The sequence below is a fragment of the Amycolatopsis mongoliensis genome (assembly GCF_030285665.1).
In the GTDB taxonomy this organism is placed as follows: Bacteria; Actinomycetota; Actinomycetes; order Mycobacteriales; family Pseudonocardiaceae; genus Amycolatopsis; species Amycolatopsis mongoliensis.
This window is the reverse complement of sequence record NZ_CP127295.1, coordinates 1,335,070-1,356,280: the sequence shown is the minus strand read 5'-3', so window position 1 is coordinate 1,356,280 and position 21,211 is coordinate 1,335,070. Positions and strand designations below refer to the sequence as shown.

Here is a 21,211-nt window from a genome sequence, read left to right as displayed (position 1 = left end):
TGAGTAGCTTTGTTTTGCAAGCAAAGCTATCTCGGAAGCTGGGGGACAGCCATGCCCGTTCTCGTCACCGGGGCCCGCGGGCACGTCGGCCGCGCCGTGCTCGACGCGCTCGTCGCCGCAGGTCAGGACGTCCGCGCCGCGAGCCGCGACGCCGCCACGCTCGACGTCCCGACCGCCAAGGTCAGCGCCGACCTGGAAGATCCGTCCACACTGGACGCCGCCCTCGACGGCGTCGGCGCGGTGTTCCTGTACACGCGGCCATCGGGGATCGAAGGGTTCGTGAAGGCGGCGGAGGCGGCCGGCGTACGGCACGTCGTGCTGCTGTCGTCGGCGGCGACGCTGGAACCGCGGTCCGCGCAGAGCCGGATCGCGCGGCTGCACCGCGCGGTCGAGGAGGCGCTGGCCGCGGCGCCGTTCGCCTCGACCGTGCTCAACCCCGGCGCGTTCGCGACGAACGTCCTGGGCTGGCGCGCGGACATCGCCGAGGGCGTGATCCGCACGGCCTACCCGGACTCGCGGATCGGGGCGATCCACGAGCAGGACATCGGCGACGTCGCCGCGCGGATCCTGATCGACGGATCGCACGCGGGGCAGGCGCTTGCGCTCACCGGCCCGGCGCCGATCTCGTTCCGGGAGCAGGCGGAAGTGCTCGCCGACGTCCTCGGCCGGCCGTTGCGGGTCGAGGAGGAGACGCCGGAGCAGGCGGCCGGGAAGATGGTCGCACTGGGGTGGCCGCCCGAGGTGCCGCCGGAGATCCTGCGGGCGTGGGAGCGGACGACGCGGGAGCCGTCGCTCGTGACGGACCTCGTGCGCGAGGTGACCGGGACCGCGCCCCGGACGTTCCGCCAGTGGGCGGAGGAGCACCGCGCCGACTTCAGTTGACGCAGGGGACTCCGTCGGAAGCTTGGAGCAGCGGCGCCGCGGCGGGGGCGGCGCCGCTGCCCGAGCCGCCGCCGGCAGGGGAGCTGTCCGGCGCCTTGGCCGCCGCCGGTGCGGAGCGGCCCGCCAAGCCCGCCACGAACTCGCGGACCGCCTTCGGGTCGATCTCCACGATGCTCTGGCCGTCCTCGCTGCGGCCGTTCGCCGTGATCACCGGGATCGTCGCGAACGCCAGGTCGCCCGACGCGAGGCCCTTCGCCTGCTGCGCGAACTGCAGCAGGTCGAGCCCCGGGTCGAGGGTCAGCGACCGGTGCACCGCGTCCATCAGGTTGTTCAGCGTGCCGGGGCTGGCCAGCGTGCCCGCCGAGAGCACCTGGTGCAGCGCCGACGACAGGAACGCCTGCTGCCGCACGATCCGGTCGAGGTCGCCGCGCGGCAGGTTCTTGCGCTGGCGGACGAACGACAGCGCTTCGCCACCGGACACCGTCTGCTCGCCGCGGCGGAAGTTCGCGCCCGAGTCCTTGTCCTCGGTCGCGTGGTTCAGGCAGACCTTCACGCCGCCGAGGGCCTCGGTGAGCAGGTAGAAGCCCAGCAGGTTGATCTCGGCGTAGTGGTCGATCCGCACCTGGGTGAGGTCCTGCACCGCCTGCACCAGCACCCGGCGGCCCTCGGTGTCGGAGTCGCGCTCGATCTTCGCCTGGTCGCGCTCACCCTGCGCGCGCAGCCCCTGCGCGAAGTGCGCCTTCGCGATGCCGTACGCCGAGTTGATCTTCGCCTTGCCGCGGCCCGGGATGTCGGTCCAGGTGTCCCGGGGCACCGACACCGCCGACGGCTTCGAGCCGTTCTTCGGCACCCGCAGCAGGATCACCGTGTCGGTGTTCACCGCGCCGTTGTTGGCCTCGGTCCGCAGCTCCTTCAGCACCCGCAGCGGGAGCTGGTTGCCCTGCGCGTCGGTCCGCGCGTCGCTGCCGACGAGCAGGATGTCGTCCGCGCCGTCGTCCGCGGGCGGCGGTGCGGGCTCGCCGGCGCGCGGGGTGAGCGCGTCGGTCGTCGGGATGGTGCTCTGCAGCTGGTCCTTGGTGACGTAGGCGTAGCCGCTGGCGCCGAGAGCGAGCACCGAGACGAGACCGACCGCGACCCGGCGGGTGATCCGCCCGGCCCGCCGCGTCCGCGACGGTGCCTCGTCCACCGGAGCGGGGGGCGTCTCGCGCGGGAACGGCGACGGCTTCCAGTCAGGATCGTCGCGCTCCGTCACCGGCTTGGCGGCCGTCTCCGGCTGTTCCTGCTCGTCTTCCATCCTGGCTTACCTCCCCCGAACACCCTGCGTACCGAAGTCTAGTTGACGCAGGGAACGTCGCCCGCGGTGATCGGCGGTGCGGCGGGGGTGGAAGACACCGGCGTCGAGGGCGCCGTCGGTGCGGACGTGGCCGGCGCGCCGCCCGAGCCGGCGGCCGAGCTGCGGAAGTCCTTGCCCAGCAGCACGCGCACGTGCCCGGCGGTGACGTCCCGGTCGGGCTCGGCCTGGACGCTGGTGCCCAGCGCCTGCTTGACCAGGTCCAGCGCGGCGCTGTCGGCCGGGTTGTACCGGACGACGGTGGTGTTGCGGGTGCTCAGCTTCTGGTCGGCGGCGACCGTGAAGCCCTTGCCCTGGAGCATCGTGTGCGTCTGGCCGGCCAGCGCCGCCGACCCGGAGCCGTCGAACAGCTCGACCGTCACGGCCTTCGCGCCCGGCAGCTGGGTGGGCGTCGGGGCCGCCGGGGTGCCGCCGTCCGAGGTCAGCCGGGCCACCTCGGCCTGGACGGCGGCCGGGTCGACGCGCAGCACGTCGGCGCCGCCGATCACCGCGTTGCCCAGGGTGGGGATGGTGTGGAACTCGATGTTGCCGCCGGTCAGGCCGCGCATCTGCTCGGCGAACTCGGTCAGGTCCCAGCCCTGCGACACCACCACGGACTTCTTCACCGCGGCCACCAGGTCGGCGATCTTGCCCGGGCTGGTCAGCACGTCGGTCGAGATCACCTTGCGGGCCAGTCCGGACAGGAACGCCTGCTGGCGCGCGATCCGGTCGAGGTCGTAGTTGGGCAGCCCGTAGCGCTGCCGGACGAACGCGAGCGCCTGCACGCCTTCGATCGTCTGGCGCCCGCCCGGCAGGTCCACGCCGGACTTCGCCTCCTTGACCGGGCCGTTGAGGCAGACCTCGACGCCGCCGATCGACTTGGTGATCTCGTAGAAGCTCGCGAGGTTGACCTCGGCGTAGCGGTCGATCATGCCCGGCTTGCCGATGAACTTCTCGATCGTGGCGATCAGGTTCTTCCGCCCGGCGACCTTCGCCTGCGCGTCGGCCTGCTTGAGGTCGGTCATGCCCTGCCGCTGCAACGTTTTGTAAGTGTCCGTGTACGCGTAGACGAAGGCGCTGTTGAGCTTGTGCTTGCCGTAGCCGCCGGCGAGCTCCACCCAGGAGTCGCGCGGGAACGAGACCGCGATCGCGTGCTTACCGTTCTGGGGGATGTGCACGAGGATCATCGTGTCGGTGTTCAGCTCGCCGTCCGAGACGCCGGCGTGCAGCATGTCCAGCACCTCGCGGGGCAGGGGGTTGCCCTGCGCGTCGGTGCGGCTGTCCTGGCCGACCAGGAGGATGTCGACGGCGCCGTCGAGCGGCTTCGCGTGCGCCTCGGTGTCGGCGAAGACGTTCGTGGTGGTCAGGCCGCTGTTCGGGTCACCGATGAAGTGCCAGCCGTACCAGGTCAGGGCCAGGATCGCGACGGAGAGCAACGACACCACGACCTTGCCGCCGCGGCGTGCGAAGATCGCGACGCCGTGGCCGGTGTCCTGCCTTCGGCGCGCCGGGACGGGCGGCGCCGGCCATTCGGTCACGCGCTTCCTCCCCTGTGAAACCCCGTGCTTCCCCCAGGGCACCCCTGTGCCTCCACCATGACTCTACTGAGGGTGTTGTCAGACCTCCGTAGGCTGGGGGCCGATTGCCCCGGTCGGGGGCCGAGGGAAAGGCGGGAAGATGCGGGTCCTGGTCACCGGTGGTGCCGGCTTCATCGGGTCGCACTACGTCCGGCAGGTGCTGAGCGGCGCTTACCCGGCGCTGCGCGACGCCGAGGTGGTGGTGCTGGACAAACTCACCTACGCCGGCAACGAAGCCAACCTGGCCCCGGTCGCCGCCGACCCGCGGCTGCGGTTCGTCCGCGGCGACATCTGTGACGCCACCCAGGTCGCCGACGTCATGCGCGGGGTCGGCCTGGTCGTGCACTTCGCCGCGGAGTCGCATGTGGACCGCTCGATCCTCGGTGCCGCCGACTTCGTCCTGACGAACGTGCTCGGCACGCAGAACCTGCTGCAGGCGGCCCTGGAAGCGGGCGTCTCGAAGTTCGTCCACGTGTCCACGGACGAGGTGTACGGCTCGATCGAGACCGGATCCTGGACCGAAGACCACGTGCTGGAGCCGAACTCGCCCTATTCGGCGTCGAAGGCGTCCTCCGATCTGGTGGCGCGGTCGTTCTTCCGGACCCACGGGCTGCCGGTCTGCATCACGCGGTGCTCCAACAACTACGGTCCGTACCAGTTCCCGGAGAAGGTCATCCCGCTGTTCGTCACGAACCTCCTCGACGGGCGGAAGGTGCCGCTCTACGGCGACGGCCTCAACGTCCGTGACTGGCTGCACGTGGACGACCACTGCCACGGCATCCAGCTGGTCGCCGACGGCGGGCGCCCCGGCGAGATCTACAACATCGGCGGCGGCACCGAGCTGACGAACCGGGAACTGACGGAGAAGCTGCTCGCGGCGGTCGGGGCGGGCTGGGACAGCGTCGAGCCGGTCGAGGACCGCAAGGGTCACGACCGCCGGTACTCGGTGGACATCACGAAGATCGGCACGGAGCTGGGGTACGCTCCGCGCGTGTCCTTCGAGGACGGTCTGGCCGCGACGGTGGCCTGGTACACGGACAATCGCGCGTGGTGGGAGCCCCTGGCGGAGCGGGCCGCGCTCAAGAAGTAGAGGATGTGCTCGTGCGGCTGACGGTGCTCGTGCCCGGCGGTTCCGGACAGCTCGGCCGCGACCTGGCCGCGCTGGCTTCTCCCGACGTCGACGTCGTCGCCCCGGGATCGGCCGAACTGGACGTGACCCAGGCCGGCCAGGTCCTGGCGGCGGTCGGCGCGCTGGCCGACCGGGCGCGCGAGACGGGTTCGGCGCCGGTCGTGGTCAACGCGGCGGCGTACACGGCGGTCGACGCGGCGGAGAAGGACGAGGACCGCGCGTTCGCGGTGAACGCCGACGGGCCGCGGGTGCTGGCGGCGGCGTGTGCTTCGCGGCGGGTGCCGCTGATCCACGTGTCGACGGACTACGTCTTTTCCGGAGATGCTTCTTCGCCCTACGAGCCCGCTGACGAGCTGGGACCGCGTTCGGCGTACGGCCGGACGAAGGCGGCGGGCGAGGACGCGGTGCTCGGGTCGGGGGCTTCGTCGTGGGTGGTGCGGACCGGGTGGCTGTACGGGCACGGCGGGTCGAACTTCGTGAAGACCATGGCGCGGCTGGAGTCTTCGCGCGACACACTGTCCGTTGTGGACGATCAGGTAGGTGGTCCTACGTGGACCGCCGACCTGGCGGCGGGACTCATGGAGCTGGCTTCCCGCGTGGCCGCCGGCGATGGGCCGGAGCAGCGGATCCTGCACTGCACGAACGCGGGTGCGGTGAGCTGGTGCGGCTTCGCCCAGGCGATCTTCAAGCACCTGGGCGCGGACCCGGCCCGGGTCCGCCCGTGCACGACGGCGGAGTACCCGCAGGCGGCGACGCGTCCGGCGTACTCGGTGCTGTCCCCGGCTTCGTGGCGCGAGGCGTGGCTGACGCCGATGCGGCCGTGGGAAGAGGCGCTGGACGCCTACTTCGCGGCCAAGTAGGCCCAGACTCAAGCGCCCCAATGTGGCCTTCGGTGCGTTCAACGCACCGAAGGGCCCCTTGGGTGCGCCCACGCACCGAACGCCACATTGGGTGCGTCAGACGCACCCAACGCCACATTGGGGCGCTCTGGTCAGTGGCGGCCGGAGGCGAGCCGGTACGCGCCGACCGTCAGCTCGGCGCACGTCCGCCACGTGAAGTTCGCCGCGTGCGCGCGGCGCGAGGCCGACGTCGCCACCGCGTGCGGGTCCGTCACCGCTGTGCGCAACGCCTCCGCCAAACCGTCCACGTCGCCGTACGGGACCAGGCTCGCGCAGTCGCCCGCCACTTCGCGCAGCGCCGGGATGTCCGTGCACACCACCGGGACGTCCGAGGCCATCGCCTCCAGCACCGGCAGGCCGAACCCCTCGTCGCGCGACGGCAGCACCAGCGCCGACGCCCCCGCCACCACCGTGCGCAGGTCCACATCGGACAGATAGCCGGTCTGCGAGGTCCGGGCACCGCGGGGGAACGGCCCCGGCCCGGCGAACACCAGGTCCGGCAGGTCCGGCGCCGCGTCGTGGGCGCGGGTCAGCCAGTCCAGGCCCTTGCGGGGACCCGCCGCTCCGGCGAACAGCAGGTACCGGGCGGGCAGCCCCAGCCGCGCGCGCCGCTCGTCGTCCGGCGGGCGCGCGGTGAACCACGCCGGGTTCACACCCAGCGGGGTCACCACGATCTTGTCGCGGCTGACGTCCAAGCGCTCGGCCACCGCGTCGGCCACCGCCGCTGTCGGCGTGCAGATCACGTTCGCGCGGCGGGCGCCGCGGCGGACCAGGTCCGGCAGGCCCCGATCACTGGGCGCCAGTTCCGCGGGATTGTCCAAAAAGGCCAGGTCGTGGATCGTCACCACGCCCGCCGCGCGCAACCGGCCCGGCAGTACGAAGTTCGTGCCGTGCACGACGTCCGTCGGCCCGGCGAACAGCTCGACCGGCGGGAAGTCCGACCGCATCCACGCCATCCGCAGCAGCCGCGCCGCCACCGGCATCCCGCGGGCCCGCGCGCCGTACGGCAGCACGTGCCGCAGCCGCCGCCAGCCGCGCAGCGTGAACGCCACCGCGCGCGTGTCCACCTCGGGGATCGACACCAGCTCTTCGATCAGCGCGGACGTGTACCGGCCGATCCCGGTGCGCGCGCCCAGGAGCGGCGTGCCGTCGAGGAGGACGCTGAGGGACTTAGCCACGGCGGAGCCGTTGCTTCGCGACCTTGAGCACCCGGCCGCCGGCGCGCCGCACCAGCTCGGCCGCCCCGCCGGCGGCGAGGTACTCCCGGACCAGGTCGACGTCGCGCCGCAGCATGGCGCGGCCGCGGACCGCCGGCGTCGTCGTCAGGTCCGCGGACCCGGGCAGCCGGTCGGCCGCCGGCCGCGGGTCGCGGCAGAACTCCACCAGCGGCTTCAGCGCCTCCGGCCAGGTGTAGCGCTGCGCGACGACGGCGATCCGCTCGACGCAGCCCGCGGCGAACTCCTCGTCGTACAGGCACTTCTCGAGCGCCTCGGCGAGCGCGTCGGCGTCCTCGGCCGGCACCACGACGCCCAGGCGCTCCGCCCGCACCAGGTCGGCGAACGAGTCGCCGTCGGTGGTGACGATCGGCAGGCCGGCCCACAGGTAGTCGAGCACCCGGGTGCGGAACGCGAACGTCGTCTCGACGTGCTCGTAGTGGGTCGTGACGCCGCAGTTCGCGTCGAGCAGCCAGTTCTGGCGCTCGTGGTAGGGCACCCACTGCTCGTTGAAGTAGACGTGCTTGCCGGTCAGCCCCAGCGAGTCGGCCAGCCGGATCGTCCGGGTGCCGATGTCCATCTCGGCGACCTCGGGGTTCGGGTGCTTCATGCCGAGGAACACCAGCCGGACGTCGCCGCGGCGACGGCGGAGCGTGTCGATCGCGCGGATCAGCGTCAGCGGGTCGAACCAGCTGTAGACCCCGCCGGCCCAGAGGATGACGTGGTCGGTGCCGCCGAGGCCCAGCGTCGAGCGCAGCCCCGGCCCGGTGCGGACCGGCGCCTGCGGTGACAGTCCGAAGGGAACGACCGCGAGCAGCGACTGCGTCGTGGGGTCGGCGTCGTAGAGCCGCGGGGAAAGCCGGCCCAGCGCGGCCAGGTGGCCGAGCCACAGGTGCCGCTGCCGCTCGGACGCGCAGAGGAAGAAGTCGCCGCGTTCGATCTGGGCGTCCAGGACCCGGGTGACGCCGGCGAGGTCGGCCGCGCGCCGGTCGTCGGCGACGCCCTTGCCCTGCTCCAGCAGTTCCAGGTGCATCGGGTCGTAGAGGTCGGCGACGACGATCTTGCCGCTGTGCTCCTTCTTCAGCGACGGCGCGAGTTCGAGCACGTGGCCCTGCAGGACGACGACGTCGGCCCAGGCGATCGGCGCCTCGAGCTCGCGGTGCTTGCCGGCGCTGATGCGGAACGGCGCGGGCGGCGGCGTGGCGAGCGGGTTGGTGGTGACCAGGTGGACGTCGTGCTCGGCGGCCAGCGCCAGCGCGATGTTCCAGGCGCGGATCGCCGGGCCGGCCATCCGCTCGGTGAGCGCGTCGCCGGTGATCACCAGGATCTTGCGGCGCTGCCCGAACGCCTGCTCGATGCCGAACGCCTCGACGAGGATGTCGTGCGCGGCGAGGTAGCGCGGCAGCGGGTACGCGGGCTCCAACGCCTTGCGCAGCAAGGGAAGCAGGTCGGCGTCGGTGCGGACGCGGGCGGCCTGCTCGATCGCGCGGGACCCGGCCAGCGCCGGGAGCTGCTCGACGAACTGGTCGATCGCGAGGATCCCGGCGAGCGTGGTGCGCGGGATCGCGACGTCGCCGGACTCGATCGGGCCGACGCCGTGTTCGAGGTCGAGCTGGGTCGCGTCCAGCTCGCCGCGCGCGGTGGCCCGGCGGACGGCGAGGGCGAGCGCGGCGGGCAGCGCGCGGGCCAGCGTCTCGTCGGAGAGGTTCTTGTAGAGCGCGGCCAAGGCGTTGCGCTCGAGGAGGAACGTCTCGCGGCCGGTCTCCGGCGCGTCGACCGCGGCCATCGTGCCGTGGTGGCGGTGATAGGTCAGCGACTCGGGGACGTAGCGGACGCGCCAGCCGCGCAGGTTGAGCCGCCAGCCGAGGTCGACGTCCTCGTAGAACATGAAGAACCGCTCGTCGAAGCCGTCCACCTCGGCGAACACCGAAGCGCGGACGAACATCGCGGAGCCGGTGCCGAACAGGACGTCCTTCGCGACCTCGTGCTCGGCGGCCGGGACGTCGGCCAGCGGCGAGCCCGCGTGCCGCTTGTAGCCCATGCCGAACCAGGTCAGGCCGCCGTCGACGAAGTCGGTGCCGGTGCCGTCCCAGTCGAGGACCTTGCTGGCCACGGCCGCGACGCGGGGTTGCGCGCGCAGTTCGGCGACCGCGGCGGAGACCCAGCCGGGTGCCGGGCGGGCGTCGTTGTTGAGGAAGCCGAGGACGGTGCCCTTCGCGTGCTTCGCGCCGAGGTTGCAGCCGCCGGCGAACCCGGTGTTGCGGCCGGCTTCGACGACGCGGGCCTGGGGGACGGCTTCGCGGATGCGCGCGGCTTCGTCGGAATTGTCGACGCAGATCAGCTCGAGCTCGGGGTAGTCGTGCTCGGCGAGCGCGCGCAGGCAGGTGATCGTGTCGTCGGCGCCGCGGTAGTTGACCACGATCACCGAGACGAGCGGGTGCGGTTCCCCCTGCGCCAAAGCCAGCTCCTTCGTCGGGTGGGCGCCAGCTTAAAGGCCAGCCCAAGCTTCCCAGACCGCGCCTCGGCCGAGGGCCGCGTGACGGCCGATCGCGCGGCGGGCCCGCAACGTCCCTGGTAGCCGCGCGACCACCTCGGCCAGGACCCGGCAGCGCAGCCCGAACCGGAAGTTCGGCGCGGCCGGACGGCCTGGTCGAAGCGGCAGCACCGCTGTCAACACGGCGAACCTGACCAGCTGGTTCACCGCGACTTCGCGGGGCGCGCACCGCAGCAGCATGAGCAGCCGGTTGCGCTCGTTCCAGCGGTGGAACAGCGCCGACCCCAGCTCGGTGCTGACGCCGTGGGCGTGCCGGACGCGGGCGTCGGGCGCCGCGACGACGTCCCAGCCGGCCAGCCGCAGCCGCCACGCGGTGTCGGTGTCCTCGTAGTAGCAGAAGAACCCGGCCGGGACGCCGTGCACGTTCTTCAGCACGTCCGTGCGCAGCAGTGCCGCGCCGCCGCAGAAGGCGAACACCTCGCCGGCGGGCTCGGTGAGGTCCGCGCCGTGGCCGTCGGCGGTCAGGCGGACCCCGGCGGACTGCGTGGTGCCGTCGGGGCGCACGAGCAGGGACGTCGCCGCGCCGGCCAGGGGCGCTTTTTCGAGCGTGTCTTCGAGCGTTGCGAGCCAGTCCGGCTCGGGTTCGGCGTCGTCGTTCAGCCACGCCATCAGCGGGGTCTCGACGCGCTTCGCGGCGACGGCGAGCGCGCCCGCGTAGCCCGCGTTGCGAGGAAGGCGAATTACTTGCGGGTGCGAAGGATGGGCCGCGAGCAGGGCGGCGGTGCCGTCGTCGGAGGCGTTGTCCACCACGAGCGTCCGATGTGGACGCGTCTGCGCGGCGAGCGCGTCGAGGCAGGCGGTCACGTGCCCGGCACCCCGCCAGGTCACGACGACCACCGTGGTGGCGGGATTCGGCGTCACGTCCCGCACAATAGCCGCGTGCCCGAACTGGTCGTGCTCGCCGAGCAGCTCCTCGCGCCCGTGCCCGGCGGCACCGGGCGCTACACGGCCGAGCTGCTGCCCGCCCTCGCGCGGACCGCGCCGCCGGGCTGGACGGTGTCCAGCGTCGTCGCGCGGCACGCCGACGTGGGCGCGGCACGGCTGGAGGGCGTCGAAGGCCCGCGGGTGCTGCGGATCCCGCCGCGGGCGCTGGTGGGCGTCTGGCAGCTGGGGATTCCCTGGTGGCCGGGCGGCGACGCGGTGCACGCGCCGACGCCGTTCGCACCGCCGCGCGCGCCGGCCGGGCGGACGTTGAGCGTGACCGTGCACGACACCGTGCCCTGGACCCACCCCGAGACGCTCACCTCGCGCGGGGTCAGCTGGCACAGGTCGATGATCGCGCGGGCCGCGCGGCGGGCGTCCGGGCTGGTGGTGCCGACGCGGGCGGTCGCCGACGAGCTGGCGGTGCTGATCGACGTCGACGTCCCGGTGCGCGTGGTCCCGCACGGCGTGCGAGTGCCGACGGGGTCGGCTCCCCTGGACCTGCCTTCGGAGTACGTCCTGGCGGTCGGCACGATCGAGCCGCGCAAGGGGATCGACGTGCTGGTCGACGCCGTCGCGGCGCTCGAGGACACGGTGCTGGTGCTGGCCGGGCAGACGGGCTGGGGCGGCATCGACCCGGTCGCGCTCGCGGCCGGGCGCGGCCTGCCGGCGGACCGGCTGCGGGTGCTGGGGAAGGTGTCGGACGCCGAGCTGGCGACCGCGCTGCGGCGGGCGAGCGTGCTGGCCGTGCCGAGCCTCGCCGAGGGGTTCGGGCTGGGCCTGCTGGAGGCGATGGCGGCGGGGATCCCGGTGGTCCACACCGACGCGCCCGCGTTGGCCGAGGTGGCGGGCGGCGCGGGGATCATGGTGCCGCGGGGCGACTCGGCGGCGTTGGCGTCCGCGTTGCGGGAGGTGCTGAGTTCACCCTCCGTGGCAGCGGAGCTCACCCGTTCGGGGAGGGAGCGGGCGAAGGCGTTCACCTGGCGTCGCGCGGCGGAAGCCGTTTGGGCTATTCACCGGCGGGCTCAGGACTGACCGGTTTGCCAGTTCCCCACCATGACGCAGGGTCGCCGCCGTACCCTGCAGTGGTGAGCGATGATCCCCGGGTCCTGATCGACGCGACCGCGGTTCCCGCGGACCGCGGCGGGGTCGGCCGGTACGTGGATTCGCTCGTCGCCGCCCTCGACGCGGACGGGGCCCGGATCACCGTCGTCTGCCAGCCGCGGGACCTGCAGCTTTACGATCGGCTGGCGCCGCGCTCGCGCATCGTGCCCGCGTCGCCGACGACGACCACCCGCACCGCGCGGCTGACCTGGGAACAGGCGACGCTGCCGCGGCTGGTGCGCCGGCTCGGCGCGGACGTCGTCCACTCGCCGCACTACACGATGCCGCTGGCGACGTCGGCGGCATCGGTCGTCACGCTGCACGACGCGACGTTCTTCACCGACGCCGTGCTGCACTCGTCGGTGAAGGCCCGGTTCTTCCGCGCGTGGACGGCGACGGCGCTCCGGCGCGCGACGCTGTGCGTGGTCCCGTCGGCGGCGACGGCCGCGGAGCTGGCCCGCGTCGGCCCGGTGCGGCACGCGGAGTTGGAGATCATCCACCACGGCGTCGACACCGAGCGCTTCCACCCGCCGTCACCCGAAGAGGTGATAGCGGCGCGCGCGGCCGTCGGGCTCGGGCGGACGCCGTACGTGGCCTTCCTCGGGGCGCTGGAGCCGCGCAAGAACGTGCCGGCGCTGATCCGCGGGTTCGCGCGGGCGGTGGCGGGCCGGCGGGACGCGCCGGCGTTGGTGCTGGCCGGGCAGCCGGGCTGGGACACGCAGGTCGAGCGGGCGCTGGACGCCGTGCCGCACCGGCTTCGGGTCATCCGGGCGGGATATCTGCCCTTCGGCACCCTGGCCGGGTTCCTCGGCGGGGCTTCGCTGGTGGCGTACCCGTCGCTGGGCGAGGGCTTCGGGCTGCCGGTGCTGGAGGCGATGGCGTGCGGCGCCTGCGTGCTGACCACGCGGCGGCTGTCGTTGCCGGAGGTCGGCGGGGACGCGGTGGCGTACTGCGGCGTCGGCGCGGGGGACGTCGCCGCGGCGATCGCGGAGCTGCTGGCCGATCCGGGCCGCCGGTCCGAGCTGGCGACAGCGGCTCAGCAGCGCGCGAAGGAGTTCTCCTGGGCGACGACCGCCGAGCGGCACCGCGAGGCGTACGCGAAGGCCTGGTCCCGCCACCTCCGCACCCGCTGAGGCGTGATTCGAGAGTCGACACGCGTGATTGAAGGGTCGACTCGCGTGATTGAAGGGTCGACGCGGCGGGGCCCGGCCGCGCGCGTCGTGTCGACTCCCTGATCACGCGTGTCGGCTTCCTGATCACGCGTGTCGGCGTTTCCGTCACCGGGCGCGGGGTGGCGGGGTCGCGTTCGGTGACCGGTGGACAATGGCCGGGTGACTGAGCACTCCCGCTATGGCGACGATGTCGGCGTCGTGACCGTGACCTACTTCTCCGAGGACACCATCGAGCGGTTCCTCGACACCCTCGAGAAGGCCACCGAGCGCGAGGTCAAGGTGGTCGTCGCGGACAACGCTTCCGTCGAGGGTGCTCTCGAAAGGGCCACCGCCAACCGGAAGAACGTGCAGCTGCTCAGCATCGGCGAGAACGTCGGCTACGGGACTGCCGCCAACCGCGGCGTCGCGGAGTTGGACGAGCGGTACGGCTGGGTCGTCGTCGTCAACCCGGACCTCGAATGGGAGCCCGGGTCGCTCGACGCCCTCCTCGAGGTCGCGAGCCGGTGGCCGCGCGGGGGTGCCTTCGGGCCGCTCATCCACGACCTCGACGGGACCGTCTACCCCTCGGCGCGGCTGCTGCCCTCGTTCGGGCGCGGCATCGGGCACGCCGTCTTCGCGAAGGTCTGGCCGGGCAACCCCTGGACGAAGCAGTACCGCCAGGAGACCGGCACGCCGGTCGAGCGCGTCTCGGGCTGGCTGTCCGGCTCGTGCCAGCTGATCCGCCGGGAGGCGTTCGACTCCGTCGGCGGCTTCGACACGCGCTACTTCATGTACTTCGAGGACGTCGACCTCGGCGACCGGCTGGCGAAGGCGGGCTGGCTGAACGTCTACGCGCCGTCCGCGAGCGTCACCCACGAGGGCGGGCACTCGACGTCGCAGGCGTCGGAGAAGATGCTCAAGGCCCACCACGACAGCGCCTACCGCTACCTCGCCGACCGCCACCAGGGCCTCGCCTGGAAGCCGGTGCTGGCCGCTGCGAAGCTCGGGCTGGCGCTCCGGCTGAAGCTGGAGACCCGCTAGATCCCGTCGAGCCGGCGCGAAAGGTCGGACCTGCCGTTGTTCTGCGTCACCGTCGGCACCAGGCCGGTGTCCTCCGGGTCGGGCTCCTTCAGCGGGCTCGTGATCGGCTCGGCCTGGGGCCGGCGGGCCAGCGGCGCCGTGACCGGCTTCTTCATCGGTGTCGTCGGCGTCGGCGTGCTCAGCGGCGTGGTCGCCTGCGGACGGCGCGAGCCACCGGAAGCCTCCAGCCGCCGCGTGGGCGACGCACCCGCGAGCGGGTGGTCGTTCTCCTCGATCAGCGACGCCGGGAGCTGCGTGGTCGTGTCCGGGTCCTGGCTTCTGTCGAGGCCGTCGATCTGCGCCCGCGGTATCTGCTGCGTGTTCGAGGCGTCCATCGGCGAAATGGCGCTGTCCGGCGTCACCACGAACACACCGCGCGCCTGGGCTCGTGCGAGCAGGGCGTCCGCCCGATCGCGGGGGTCCATCCCCTCGGCCTCCCGACTGACCCGGGGCCCTCTGGGGAAAGGCCCGCCTGTTTCCTGTCTAGGGTAGGCCCTCCGGGCGACCTCCGTCAGGGTTTCCCGCGGCTTGTCGCTCAGCGGTGCGTGATACAAGAGGAGATTTCCGTGACGTCCGAGGTCGAGATCGACGCCGTCGTGCTGGTCGGGGGCAAGGGCACGCGCCTGCGGCCACTGACCCTTTCGGCACCGAAGCCGATGCTCCCGACAGCCGGGACGCCGTACCTGAGCCACCTGTTCTCCCGCATCCGCGAGGCCGGGATCCGGCACGTCGTGCTGGGCACGAGCTACCGGGCGGAGGTGTTCGAGGAGTACTTCGGCGACGGCAAGTCGATCGGGCTGGAGCTGGAGTACGTGGTCGAGGAGGAGCCGCTCGACACGGCGGGCGCCATCCGGAACGTCTACGACAAGCTGCGCGCCGACCACGTGATCGTCTTCAACGGCGACATCATCTCCGGCTCCGACCTCGGCGAGCAGCTGCGCGTGCACCGCGAGACCGAGGCCGACGTCACGCTGCACCTGCAGCGCGTGCCCGACCCGAGCCGCTTCGGCTCGGTGCCGACCGACGAGACCGGCCGCGTCCAGGCGTTCCTCGAGAAGACGCCGAACCCGCCGACCGACCAGATCAACGCCGGCTGCTACGTCTTCCGCCGCCCGGTGATCGAGGCCATCCCGACCGGGCGCCGGGTTTCCGTCGAGCGTGAGACGTTCCCGCAGCTGCTGGAACAGGGCGCGCACATCCAGGGGTTCGTCGACTCGTCCTACTGGCTGGACGTCGGCACGCCGGAGGCGTTCGTCCGCGGATCCGCCGACCTGGTGCGGGGCGTCGCGCCGACGTCGGCGCTGCCCGGCCGGCCCGGCGAGTTCCTGGTGCTCGACGGCGCTTCCGTGGCCGAAGACGCCCAGCTGTCCGGCGGTTCGACGATCGGCGTCGCGGCCGTGGTCGGCTCGGGCGCGAAGATCGACGGCTCGGTGCTCTTCGACGGCGCCGCGGTCTCCGAGGGCGCGATCGTCGAGCGCTCGGTGCTCGGGCACGGCGCGCGCGTCGGTGCCGGCGCGGTGCTGCGCGGCGTGGTGCTGGGCGACGGCGTGTCCGTCGGCGCCGGCTGCGAGCTGCTCGACGGCGCCCGGATCTGGCCGGACGTCGTGCTGCCCGACGGTTCCGTCCGCTTCTCGAGCGACGCGTAGCGATGTTCTGGCGTCCCGCGTTCGAGGTCGACCTGGGCAGCGTCCTGGGTCCGCTGAAGCGCGGGCGCGGCTCGCTCAACATCCTCACCGACGAGCGCGGGATCACGTGGCTCGCGTCGAACACGCCGGACGGCCCGGGCACGCTGGCCCTGCGCAAGCTGACCGACGGCCGCGTCGAGGCCGCGGCCTGGGGCGACGGCGCGGACCGGCTGCTCAGTGGCGTCCCCGCACTGCTGGGGGCGAACGACGACGACTCGGAGTTCGTCGCGCACCACGACGTCGTCGCGCGTGCCCGGCGCGAGAACCCGGGGCTGCGGCTCGGCGCGACCGGCGTGGTGTGGGACTGGCTGGTGCTCGCGGTGCTGGAGCAGAAGGTGACCGGCAAGGAGGCGATCCGGTCGTGGGCCGAGCTGTGCCGCCGGTTCGGCACGCCGGCGCCGGGGCCGGGGCCGGAGCGGCTGCGCGTGCCGCCGACGCCGGTGGCGCTGCGGTCGCTGCCCGACTGGCACTGGCACCGCGCGGGCGTCGACATCAAGCGCCGCACGGCGCTGCTCAACGCGGCCCGCGTCGCCGGCCACCTGGAGCGGGCGGTGGAGCTGGGCGGTCTCGCGGGGCGGCACCTGCTGCGGCACGTGCCGGGCATCGGGGTGTGGACGGCGGCGGAGGTCGCGCAGCGCGCGTGGGGCGACCCGGACGCGGTCAGCTTCGGCGACTACAACATCCCGTCGATGGTCGGGAACGCCGTGCTGGGCCTGAAACTCGACGACGCGGGGATGGCGGAGGTCCTGGCGCCGTACGCCCCGCAGCGGCAGCGGGCGGTGCGGTACCTGGAGGCGGCCGGGCACCGGCGGCCGCGCTTCGGCCCGCGCATCGAGCTGCGCGACTACCGCGCCATGTGAGCCCCGAAAGCCGTGAAGGCCACCGCGAGGAACTCCTCGGGGTGGCCTTCACGGACTTCGGCTACTGCTGGGGCGGGTAACCGCCCTGCGAGGGCGGGTAGCCCTGCTGCGGCGGGTACGGCGGCTGACCGGGATAGCCTTGCTGCGGCGGGTATCCCGGCGGCTGCTGGCCCGGATAGCCCTGCTGGGGCGGGTATCCCGGCGGCTGCTGGCCCGGGTACCCCTGCTGGGGCGGGTAACCCGGGTACTGCTGCGGGTACGGCGGCTGCTTCGGCTTGCTCGTCTTGACCACGACGACCACGACCGTCACCACCAGCGCGACCGGGATCAGGATGATCAGCAGTGTCAGCAGGTTCAAACCCACGGTCAGCCGTTCCCTTCGTCGAGTGCCGCGCGGACGATCGACAACGCTTCCGCGTCGGCCAAGCCGAGCTTACGGGTCAGTTCCGCGTACTTCGCCGCGGCCTGCTGGGCCCGCCGCCGGCTCTGGTCGCCCGAAGCCGCGACGAAGCTGCCCGCCCGGCCGCGCGTCTCGATCAGCCCGGCCTCCTCCAGTTCGCGGTACGCGCGGGCCACCGTGTTCGGGGCGATCCCCAGGTCGGCGGCGAACTGGCGGACCGTGGGCAGCTTCGTGCCCACCGGCAGGCTCCGGTCGTTGATCCGCGTCGCGAGCCCGGACCGGACCTGCTCGAACGGCGGGACCGGCGAACTGCTGTCGAAGGAGATGATCACCAGCTCTGCGGACCCGCTCCCGGGCCGGGCGGCCGCTGCCCGTACGGCCCCTGCGGCGCGTACTGCTGCTGCGGCACCGGCTGCGACGGCGGATAGCCCGGCTGTCCCGGCGGCGGCGCGAACCCCGGCTGCTGCGGCATCGGCTGCGACGGCGGGTATCCCGGCGTGAACCCCTGGGGCGGCGGGAAGTTCTGCTGCGGCGGGAAGTTCTGCGCGGGCGGGAACTGGCCGCCGTTCTTCATCGCCTCTTCGCGGCGCATCTTCGAAACGCGCACCACCACCACGATCACGAACACGATGATCGCCAGGATCAGCAGGCCGACGACGATGTAGCCGAAGACTCCGTCGCCGCCGCCACTTCCGGAGTGATAGTGCACCCGCTCGGGGAACTGCGTAGCCATGTGGTCCTCCCTCTCCGGAGCCCAGGCTAGTGCCCGGCACCGACAGGAACGGCCGCTTTCACCAGATCGGCGAGATCTTCCGACCCCGCCGGGAGCGCGTCCACCGGCCACCACCGCAGGTCGTCGGACTCGTCGCTGCGCACCGGCTCCGCGCCCGGCGGGGCGTGCACCGCGTACCGGACGTCGAAGTGCCGCGTGGGCACCCCGAGGGAGCACGTGATCGGGTGGACGTCCAGGTGCACCGGCGCGTCGCCGATCCGCAGCCCGTCGATCCCGGACTCCTCGGCGGCCTCCCGCAGCGCGGCCCCGGCCAGCGAGACGTCGGCGGGTTCGCAGTGCCCGCCGAGCTGCAGCCAGCGGCCGACCCGCGGGTGCAGCGTCAGCAGCACCCGCGACCCCGTGTGGTCCAGCAGCACTGCCGACGCCGTCAGGTGCCCGGCCGCGCACGAGCGCTGACAGGCGTCTTCCCGCGCCGCGAGGAACCCGAGGAACGCCTGCCGCAGCGACTCCTGGGAAGGGACCGTGGGCCGCCACGCATCGAGCGTCGCGACGGCGTCCGCGTGCAGGCTCACAGCTCCAGCAGTCCTTCCCCGGGGGTGATCGGCCCGCGCGGGCCGGGATCGACGAGCGGGACGCCGATCGCGACCGAGCCGAGCGGCTGCCAGCGCTCGCCGAGGCCGAGGACGTCCCGGACGACGTCGGCGGCGAAGATCGTCGACCCGATCCAGCACGAACCCAGTCCCTCGGCCGCCAGCGAGACCAGCAGGCCCTGCACCGCGGCGCCGCCGGCGACGGTGAACATCGTCTTCTCGCAGTCGTTGCGGCGGTCGTCGCGGTAGGTGTGCGCGCCGTCGGGCACCAGGAACGGGATGACGACTTCCGGGGCCCGGTAAAGGATGTCGCCGCGGCTGAGCCGCTTCGCGATCTGGTCCTGGGTGAACTCGTCCCCGGACAGGTCGGCCCGCCACGACTCGCGCATCGCGTCGAGCAGCTTGTGTCGCAGGCCGGGGTCGCGCAGCCACACGAACCGCACCGGGTGCGTGTGGTGCGGCGCGGGCGCGGTCAGCGCGGACGCCACCGCGCGGCGCATCGCGGCGGGGTCCACCGGCTCGTCCGAGAACTGCCGCACCGAACGGCGGGACGGGACGGCCGCGCGCCGCCCCTGCTCGAGGGCTTCGTTCGTGCCCAGCCGGAAGAGGTCTTCGTCGAGCGGGCGGACCAGGTTCCGCGCCGTCGAGCCGTCGTCGAAGATGTCCAGACCGCGGACGACGGCGACCGGCGTGCCGCCGAGCTTGCCCTTGACCAGGTCGGCGGCCGCGGCCAGCTCGTCGGCGACCGCCACCTCGGTGACGGCCAGCTCGTTGCCCTGCCCGTCGACCTCGCCGCGGTAGGCGTGCAGCACGCGCAGCCCGGAGGAGCCGATCGCGGCGTCGGTCTGCCCGACCCGCCACGCGCGGCCCATCGTGTCCGTGACGACCACCGCGACCTCGACGCCGAGCCGCTCGCGCAGCCCGTTGCGCAGGGCCAGGGCCGACGCGTCCGGGTCCGCCGGCAGCAGCGCGACCTCGTCGCCCTCGACGTTCGACGCGTCGATGCCCGACGCCGCCTGCACGATCCCCAGGTGGTTCTGGGTGATCACCGTGCGCGCGATCCGCGCGACCACCCGGATGGCCTCGCGCTCGACGAGCTTCCGGCGTTCGGCGTCGCGGGTCTCGGGGTCGGCGGGCACCTTGACGAGCCTGCCCTCGGCCTTCGAGACGATCTTGCTGGTCACGACCAGGACGTCACCCGAGCGCAGCCACGGCGCGGCCTTGACGATCGCGCCGGTCAGGTCGTCGCCGGGGCGGAACTCCGGCAGCCCGGTGACGGGCAGGATCTCCAGCTTGGGGGAGGCGTGGTCAGTCAACGGGGGCTCCGGCCAGTTCGAGCGCCGCGCGGGCCATCGCCGCGGTCGCGTCCACATCGGACATCAGCAGCGGGACGTCGCGGACGGTCACGCCCGGCACGTCCGCCGTCTCGCCTTCCGCGATCAGCCAGCCGTCCAGCACGCCGCCGTCCTTGCGCGAGCCGTAGTGCCGGCCCACGGCCTCCGCCGACGTCTCGACGCCGATCGCGGTCAGGCACGCGTCGGCCATGCCGCGCAGCGCCTTGCCGCCGATGATCGGCGACACCCCGACGACGCCGGCCGACGTCTTGCGCAGCGCGTCCCGGACCCCCGGCACGCCCAGCACGGTGCCCACCGAGACCACCGGGTTCGACGGCGCGAACAGCACCGCGTCGGCATCCTCGATCGCGTCGAGCACGCCCGGCGCGGGCTTGGCCTCGTCGGCCCCGACGGCGACGATCGAGTGCGCCTTCGGCTCGGCGCGGTAGCGCACCCACCACTCCTGGAAGTGGACGGCCTTCTGCTGGCCGTCCTGCTCCGGGTCGTCGATGACGACGTGCGTCTCGACGCGGTCGTCGGACATCGGCAGCAGCCGGACGCCGGGCTGCCAGCGGTCGCACAGGGCTTCGGTCACCGCCGACAGCGGGTAGCCCGCGCGCAGCATCCGCGACCGGATCAGGTGGGTGGCGATGTCCTTGTCGCCGAGGCCGAACCAGCTCGGCTCGGCGCCGTAGGCGGCCAGCTCCTCCTTGACGACCCAGGTCTCGCCCGAGTGCCCCCAGCCGCGTTCTTTGTCGATCCCGCCGCCCAGGGTGTACATGCAGGTGTCCAGGTCAGGACAGATCCGGAGGCCGTGCATCCAGACGTCGTCGCCGGTGTTGACCAGCGCCGTCACCTCGTGCCCGGACTCCGAAGCACCTTCCGGTGCCATGCCCAGTGCTGCCTTGACACCCAGCAGGAAGCGGGCCCCGCCCACTCCGCCGACCACTACCACGATCTTCACGACGTCGAATCCTCGCACGAGCCGGGTGCGGGCACCCAGTACCGGTATCTGTGGTGCGGGGCGTAGCCGAGCCCCGCGTAGAGCGCGAGCGCGCCCGGGTTCCCCTCCGCCACCTGCAACACCGCGCGGTCCGCCCCGTGTTCCGCACCCCACGTGTGCAGGGCGCCCATCAGCGCTTTCGCGAGCCCGCGACGGCGGAAGGCGGGGTCGACCTCCAGGCGCCCGACGTGCAGCCAGCCGTCGACCAGGGCCCCGCGGACGACGCCGGCGGTGGCGCCGTCGAGCGTCGCGACGCCGTAGCCGATCTTCCCGCCGGTCAGGACGCTGCGGGCGGCCGGGACGTCCTCGCCGGGCCCGAGCGTCAGCGCCCACCACTCCGCCGTCGGCTCACCCGTCACTTTCGCCGAGAAAGATGCGTCCGAGGGGCCGGAGGCGTCACTTTCCCCAGGAAAGATGCGTCCGGCGGCCAGCGGGGTGGTGAGCACGACGACCTCGTGGCCGCGGTGGTGGCGCGTCGCCTGGAACCAGCCCTCGGCGACGACCGCGCGCTCGTTCGGGCTGTCGCGGATCACCTGCACCATCGGCTGGATCCCCCGATCGTGGGCGAAGTCACACGCCGCGCGCAGGGCGTCCGGGATCGGCAGGCCGGGGTCGCCGACGGCGAGTGCGCTGTTCGCGCGGCCGGTGAAGCCGCCCGCCCAGCGCAGCCGCCAGTCGTTCAGGGGTTCCTCGACCAGCGGCGGCCATGCTCTGCTGCAGACGATTTCCAGCGCCTCGGGTGCGTTCACGACTAGATTGTGACCG

The 21,211-nt window shown here is 73.0% G+C and carries 21 protein-coding genes; 8 read left to right on the top strand and 13 right to left on the bottom strand.

Annotation, left to right across the window (positions count from 1 at the left end; genetic code table 11):
- The first annotated feature begins 51 nt into the window (after window positions 1-51).
- Window positions 52-882 carry an NAD(P)H-binding protein gene (locus tag QRX60_RS06275; protein ID WP_285999851.1) on the top strand — a complete coding sequence of 277 codons (831 nt, stop codon included), beginning with the start codon at window positions 52-54 and terminating at the stop codon, window positions 880-882.
- Here QRX60_RS06275 and QRX60_RS06270 read toward each other — a convergent pair.
- Together QRX60_RS06270 and QRX60_RS06265 are read right to left on the bottom strand one after the other, a co-directional pair.
- A complete protein-coding gene (locus QRX60_RS06270; RefSeq protein ID WP_285999850.1) occupies window positions 875-2,176 on the bottom strand; it encodes an LCP family protein in 1,302 nt (433 codons plus the stop codon). The genes QRX60_RS06275 and QRX60_RS06270 overlap by 8 nt on opposite strands.
- A gap of 38 nt (window positions 2,177-2,214) precedes the next feature.
- On the bottom strand, window positions 2,215-3,750 hold the full coding sequence (locus QRX60_RS06265) for an LCP family protein (protein WP_285999849.1): 1,536 nt from the start codon (window positions 3,748-3,750) through the stop codon (window positions 2,215-2,217).
- A 139-nt stretch (window positions 3,751-3,889) separates the two neighbouring features.
- Between QRX60_RS06265 and rfbB the strand changes: the two genes are divergently transcribed.
- Together rfbB and rfbD are read left to right on the top strand one after the other, a co-directional pair.
- A complete protein-coding gene (gene rfbB, locus QRX60_RS06260) occupies window positions 3,890-4,879 on the top strand; it encodes a dTDP-glucose 4,6-dehydratase (RefSeq protein WP_285999848.1) in 990 nt (329 codons plus the stop codon).
- 5 nt (window positions 4,880-4,884) lie between these two features.
- On the top strand, window positions 4,885-5,778 hold the full coding sequence (gene rfbD, locus QRX60_RS06255) for a dTDP-4-dehydrorhamnose reductase (protein WP_285999847.1): 894 nt from the start codon (window positions 4,885-4,887) through the stop codon (window positions 5,776-5,778).
- Between the two features lie 131 nt (window positions 5,779-5,909).
- Here rfbD and QRX60_RS06250 read toward each other — a convergent pair whose 3' ends face one another.
- From QRX60_RS06250 to QRX60_RS06240, 3 genes are read right to left on the bottom strand one after another with little or no spacing between them, the layout of a single operon-like run.
- On the bottom strand, window positions 5,910-6,995 hold the full coding sequence (locus QRX60_RS06250) for a glycosyltransferase family 4 protein (protein WP_285999846.1): 1,086 nt from the start codon (window positions 6,993-6,995) through the stop codon (window positions 5,910-5,912).
- Complete coding sequence (locus tag QRX60_RS06245; protein ID WP_285999845.1) at window positions 6,988-9,489, bottom strand: glycosyltransferase; 2,502 nt, start codon at window positions 9,487-9,489, stop codon at window positions 6,988-6,990. Before QRX60_RS06245 ends, QRX60_RS06250 begins: the two co-directional genes overlap by 8 nt.
- A 30-nt stretch (window positions 9,490-9,519) precedes the next feature.
- The gene (locus QRX60_RS06240) at window positions 9,520-10,455 is read right to left on the bottom strand and encodes a glycosyltransferase family 2 protein (RefSeq protein ID WP_285999844.1); all 936 of its coding nucleotides are present in this window, start codon (window positions 10,453-10,455) and stop codon (window positions 9,520-9,522) included.
- A 9-nt stretch (window positions 10,456-10,464) separates the two neighbouring features.
- Here QRX60_RS06240 and QRX60_RS06235 point away from each other — a divergent pair, with 9 nt between their 5' ends.
- The 3 genes from QRX60_RS06235 to QRX60_RS06225 all read left to right on the top strand — a co-directional run bounded on the left by QRX60_RS06235 (window position 10,465) and on the right by QRX60_RS06225 (window position 13,802).
- Window positions 10,465-11,541: a glycosyltransferase family 4 protein gene (locus QRX60_RS06235; RefSeq protein ID WP_285999843.1), complete on the top strand. Its 1,077-nt coding sequence runs from the start codon at window positions 10,465-10,467 to the stop codon at window positions 11,539-11,541.
- Window positions 11,542-11,594: 53 nt separating this feature from the next.
- The gene (locus QRX60_RS06230) at window positions 11,595-12,743 is read left to right on the top strand and encodes a glycosyltransferase family 4 protein (RefSeq protein WP_285999842.1); all 1,149 of its coding nucleotides are present in this window, start codon (window positions 11,595-11,597) and stop codon (window positions 12,741-12,743) included.
- Window positions 12,744-12,941: 198 nt separating this feature from the next.
- Window positions 12,942-13,802, top strand: a complete 861-nt coding sequence (locus QRX60_RS06225; RefSeq protein ID WP_285999841.1) for a glycosyltransferase family 2 protein — start codon at window positions 12,942-12,944, stop codon at window positions 13,800-13,802.
- On the opposite strand, the gene QRX60_RS06220 is transcribed toward QRX60_RS06225, so the two are convergent.
- Entirely contained in the window at window positions 13,799-14,266 is a 468-nt protein-coding gene (locus QRX60_RS06220; protein WP_285999840.1) for a hypothetical protein, read from the bottom strand. The genes QRX60_RS06225 and QRX60_RS06220 overlap by 4 nt on opposite strands.
- 141 nt (window positions 14,267-14,407) lie before the next feature.
- On the opposite strand from QRX60_RS06220, the gene manB reads away from it, so the two are divergent.
- Entirely contained in the window at window positions 14,408-15,487 is a 1,080-nt protein-coding gene (manB, locus tag QRX60_RS06215; RefSeq protein WP_285999839.1) for a mannose-1-phosphate guanylyltransferase, read from the top strand.
- A 2-nt stretch (window positions 15,488-15,489) separates the two neighbouring features.
- Window positions 15,490-16,386, top strand: coding sequence for a DNA-3-methyladenine glycosylase family protein (locus QRX60_RS06210; RefSeq protein ID WP_285999838.1), 897 nt, complete (start codon window positions 15,490-15,492; stop codon window positions 16,384-16,386).
- Between the two features lie 61 nt (window positions 16,387-16,447).
- On the opposite strand, the gene QRX60_RS06205 is transcribed toward QRX60_RS06210, so the two are convergent.
- From QRX60_RS06205 to QRX60_RS06175, 7 genes are read right to left on the bottom strand one after another with little or no spacing between them, the layout of a single operon-like run.
- Window positions 16,448-16,750 (bottom strand): hypothetical protein, encoded by a 303-nt coding sequence (locus QRX60_RS06205; RefSeq protein WP_285999837.1) that lies wholly within the window; start codon window positions 16,748-16,750, stop codon window positions 16,448-16,450.
- 2 nt (window positions 16,751-16,752) lie between these two features.
- Window positions 16,753-17,118, bottom strand: a complete 366-nt coding sequence (locus QRX60_RS06200) for a GntR family transcriptional regulator (RefSeq protein WP_285999836.1) — start codon at window positions 17,116-17,118, stop codon at window positions 16,753-16,755.
- Window positions 17,115-17,519, bottom strand: a complete 405-nt coding sequence (locus QRX60_RS06195) for a hypothetical protein (protein ID WP_285999835.1) — start codon at window positions 17,517-17,519, stop codon at window positions 17,115-17,117. Before QRX60_RS06195 ends, QRX60_RS06200 begins: the two co-directional genes overlap by 4 nt.
- 26 nt (window positions 17,520-17,545) lie before the next feature.
- The gene (locus QRX60_RS06190; protein ID WP_285999834.1) at window positions 17,546-18,091 is read right to left on the bottom strand and encodes an NUDIX hydrolase; all 546 of its coding nucleotides are present in this window, start codon (window positions 18,089-18,091) and stop codon (window positions 17,546-17,548) included.
- On the bottom strand, window positions 18,088-19,482 hold the full coding sequence (locus QRX60_RS06185) for a coenzyme F420-0:L-glutamate ligase (protein WP_285999833.1): 1,395 nt from the start codon (window positions 19,480-19,482) through the stop codon (window positions 18,088-18,090). Before QRX60_RS06185 ends, QRX60_RS06190 begins: the two co-directional genes overlap by 4 nt.
- Window positions 19,418-20,407 (bottom strand): 2-phospho-L-lactate transferase, encoded by a 990-nt coding sequence (gene cofD / locus QRX60_RS06180; RefSeq protein ID WP_285999832.1) that lies wholly within the window; start codon window positions 20,405-20,407, stop codon window positions 19,418-19,420. The genes QRX60_RS06185 and cofD overlap by 65 nt, the downstream gene beginning before the upstream one ends.
- Window positions 20,404-21,195: a GNAT family N-acetyltransferase gene (locus tag QRX60_RS06175; protein WP_285999831.1), complete on the bottom strand. Its 792-nt coding sequence runs from the start codon at window positions 21,193-21,195 to the stop codon at window positions 20,404-20,406. Before QRX60_RS06175 ends, cofD begins: the two co-directional genes overlap by 4 nt.
- Window positions 21,196-21,211: the final 16 nt, after the last annotated feature.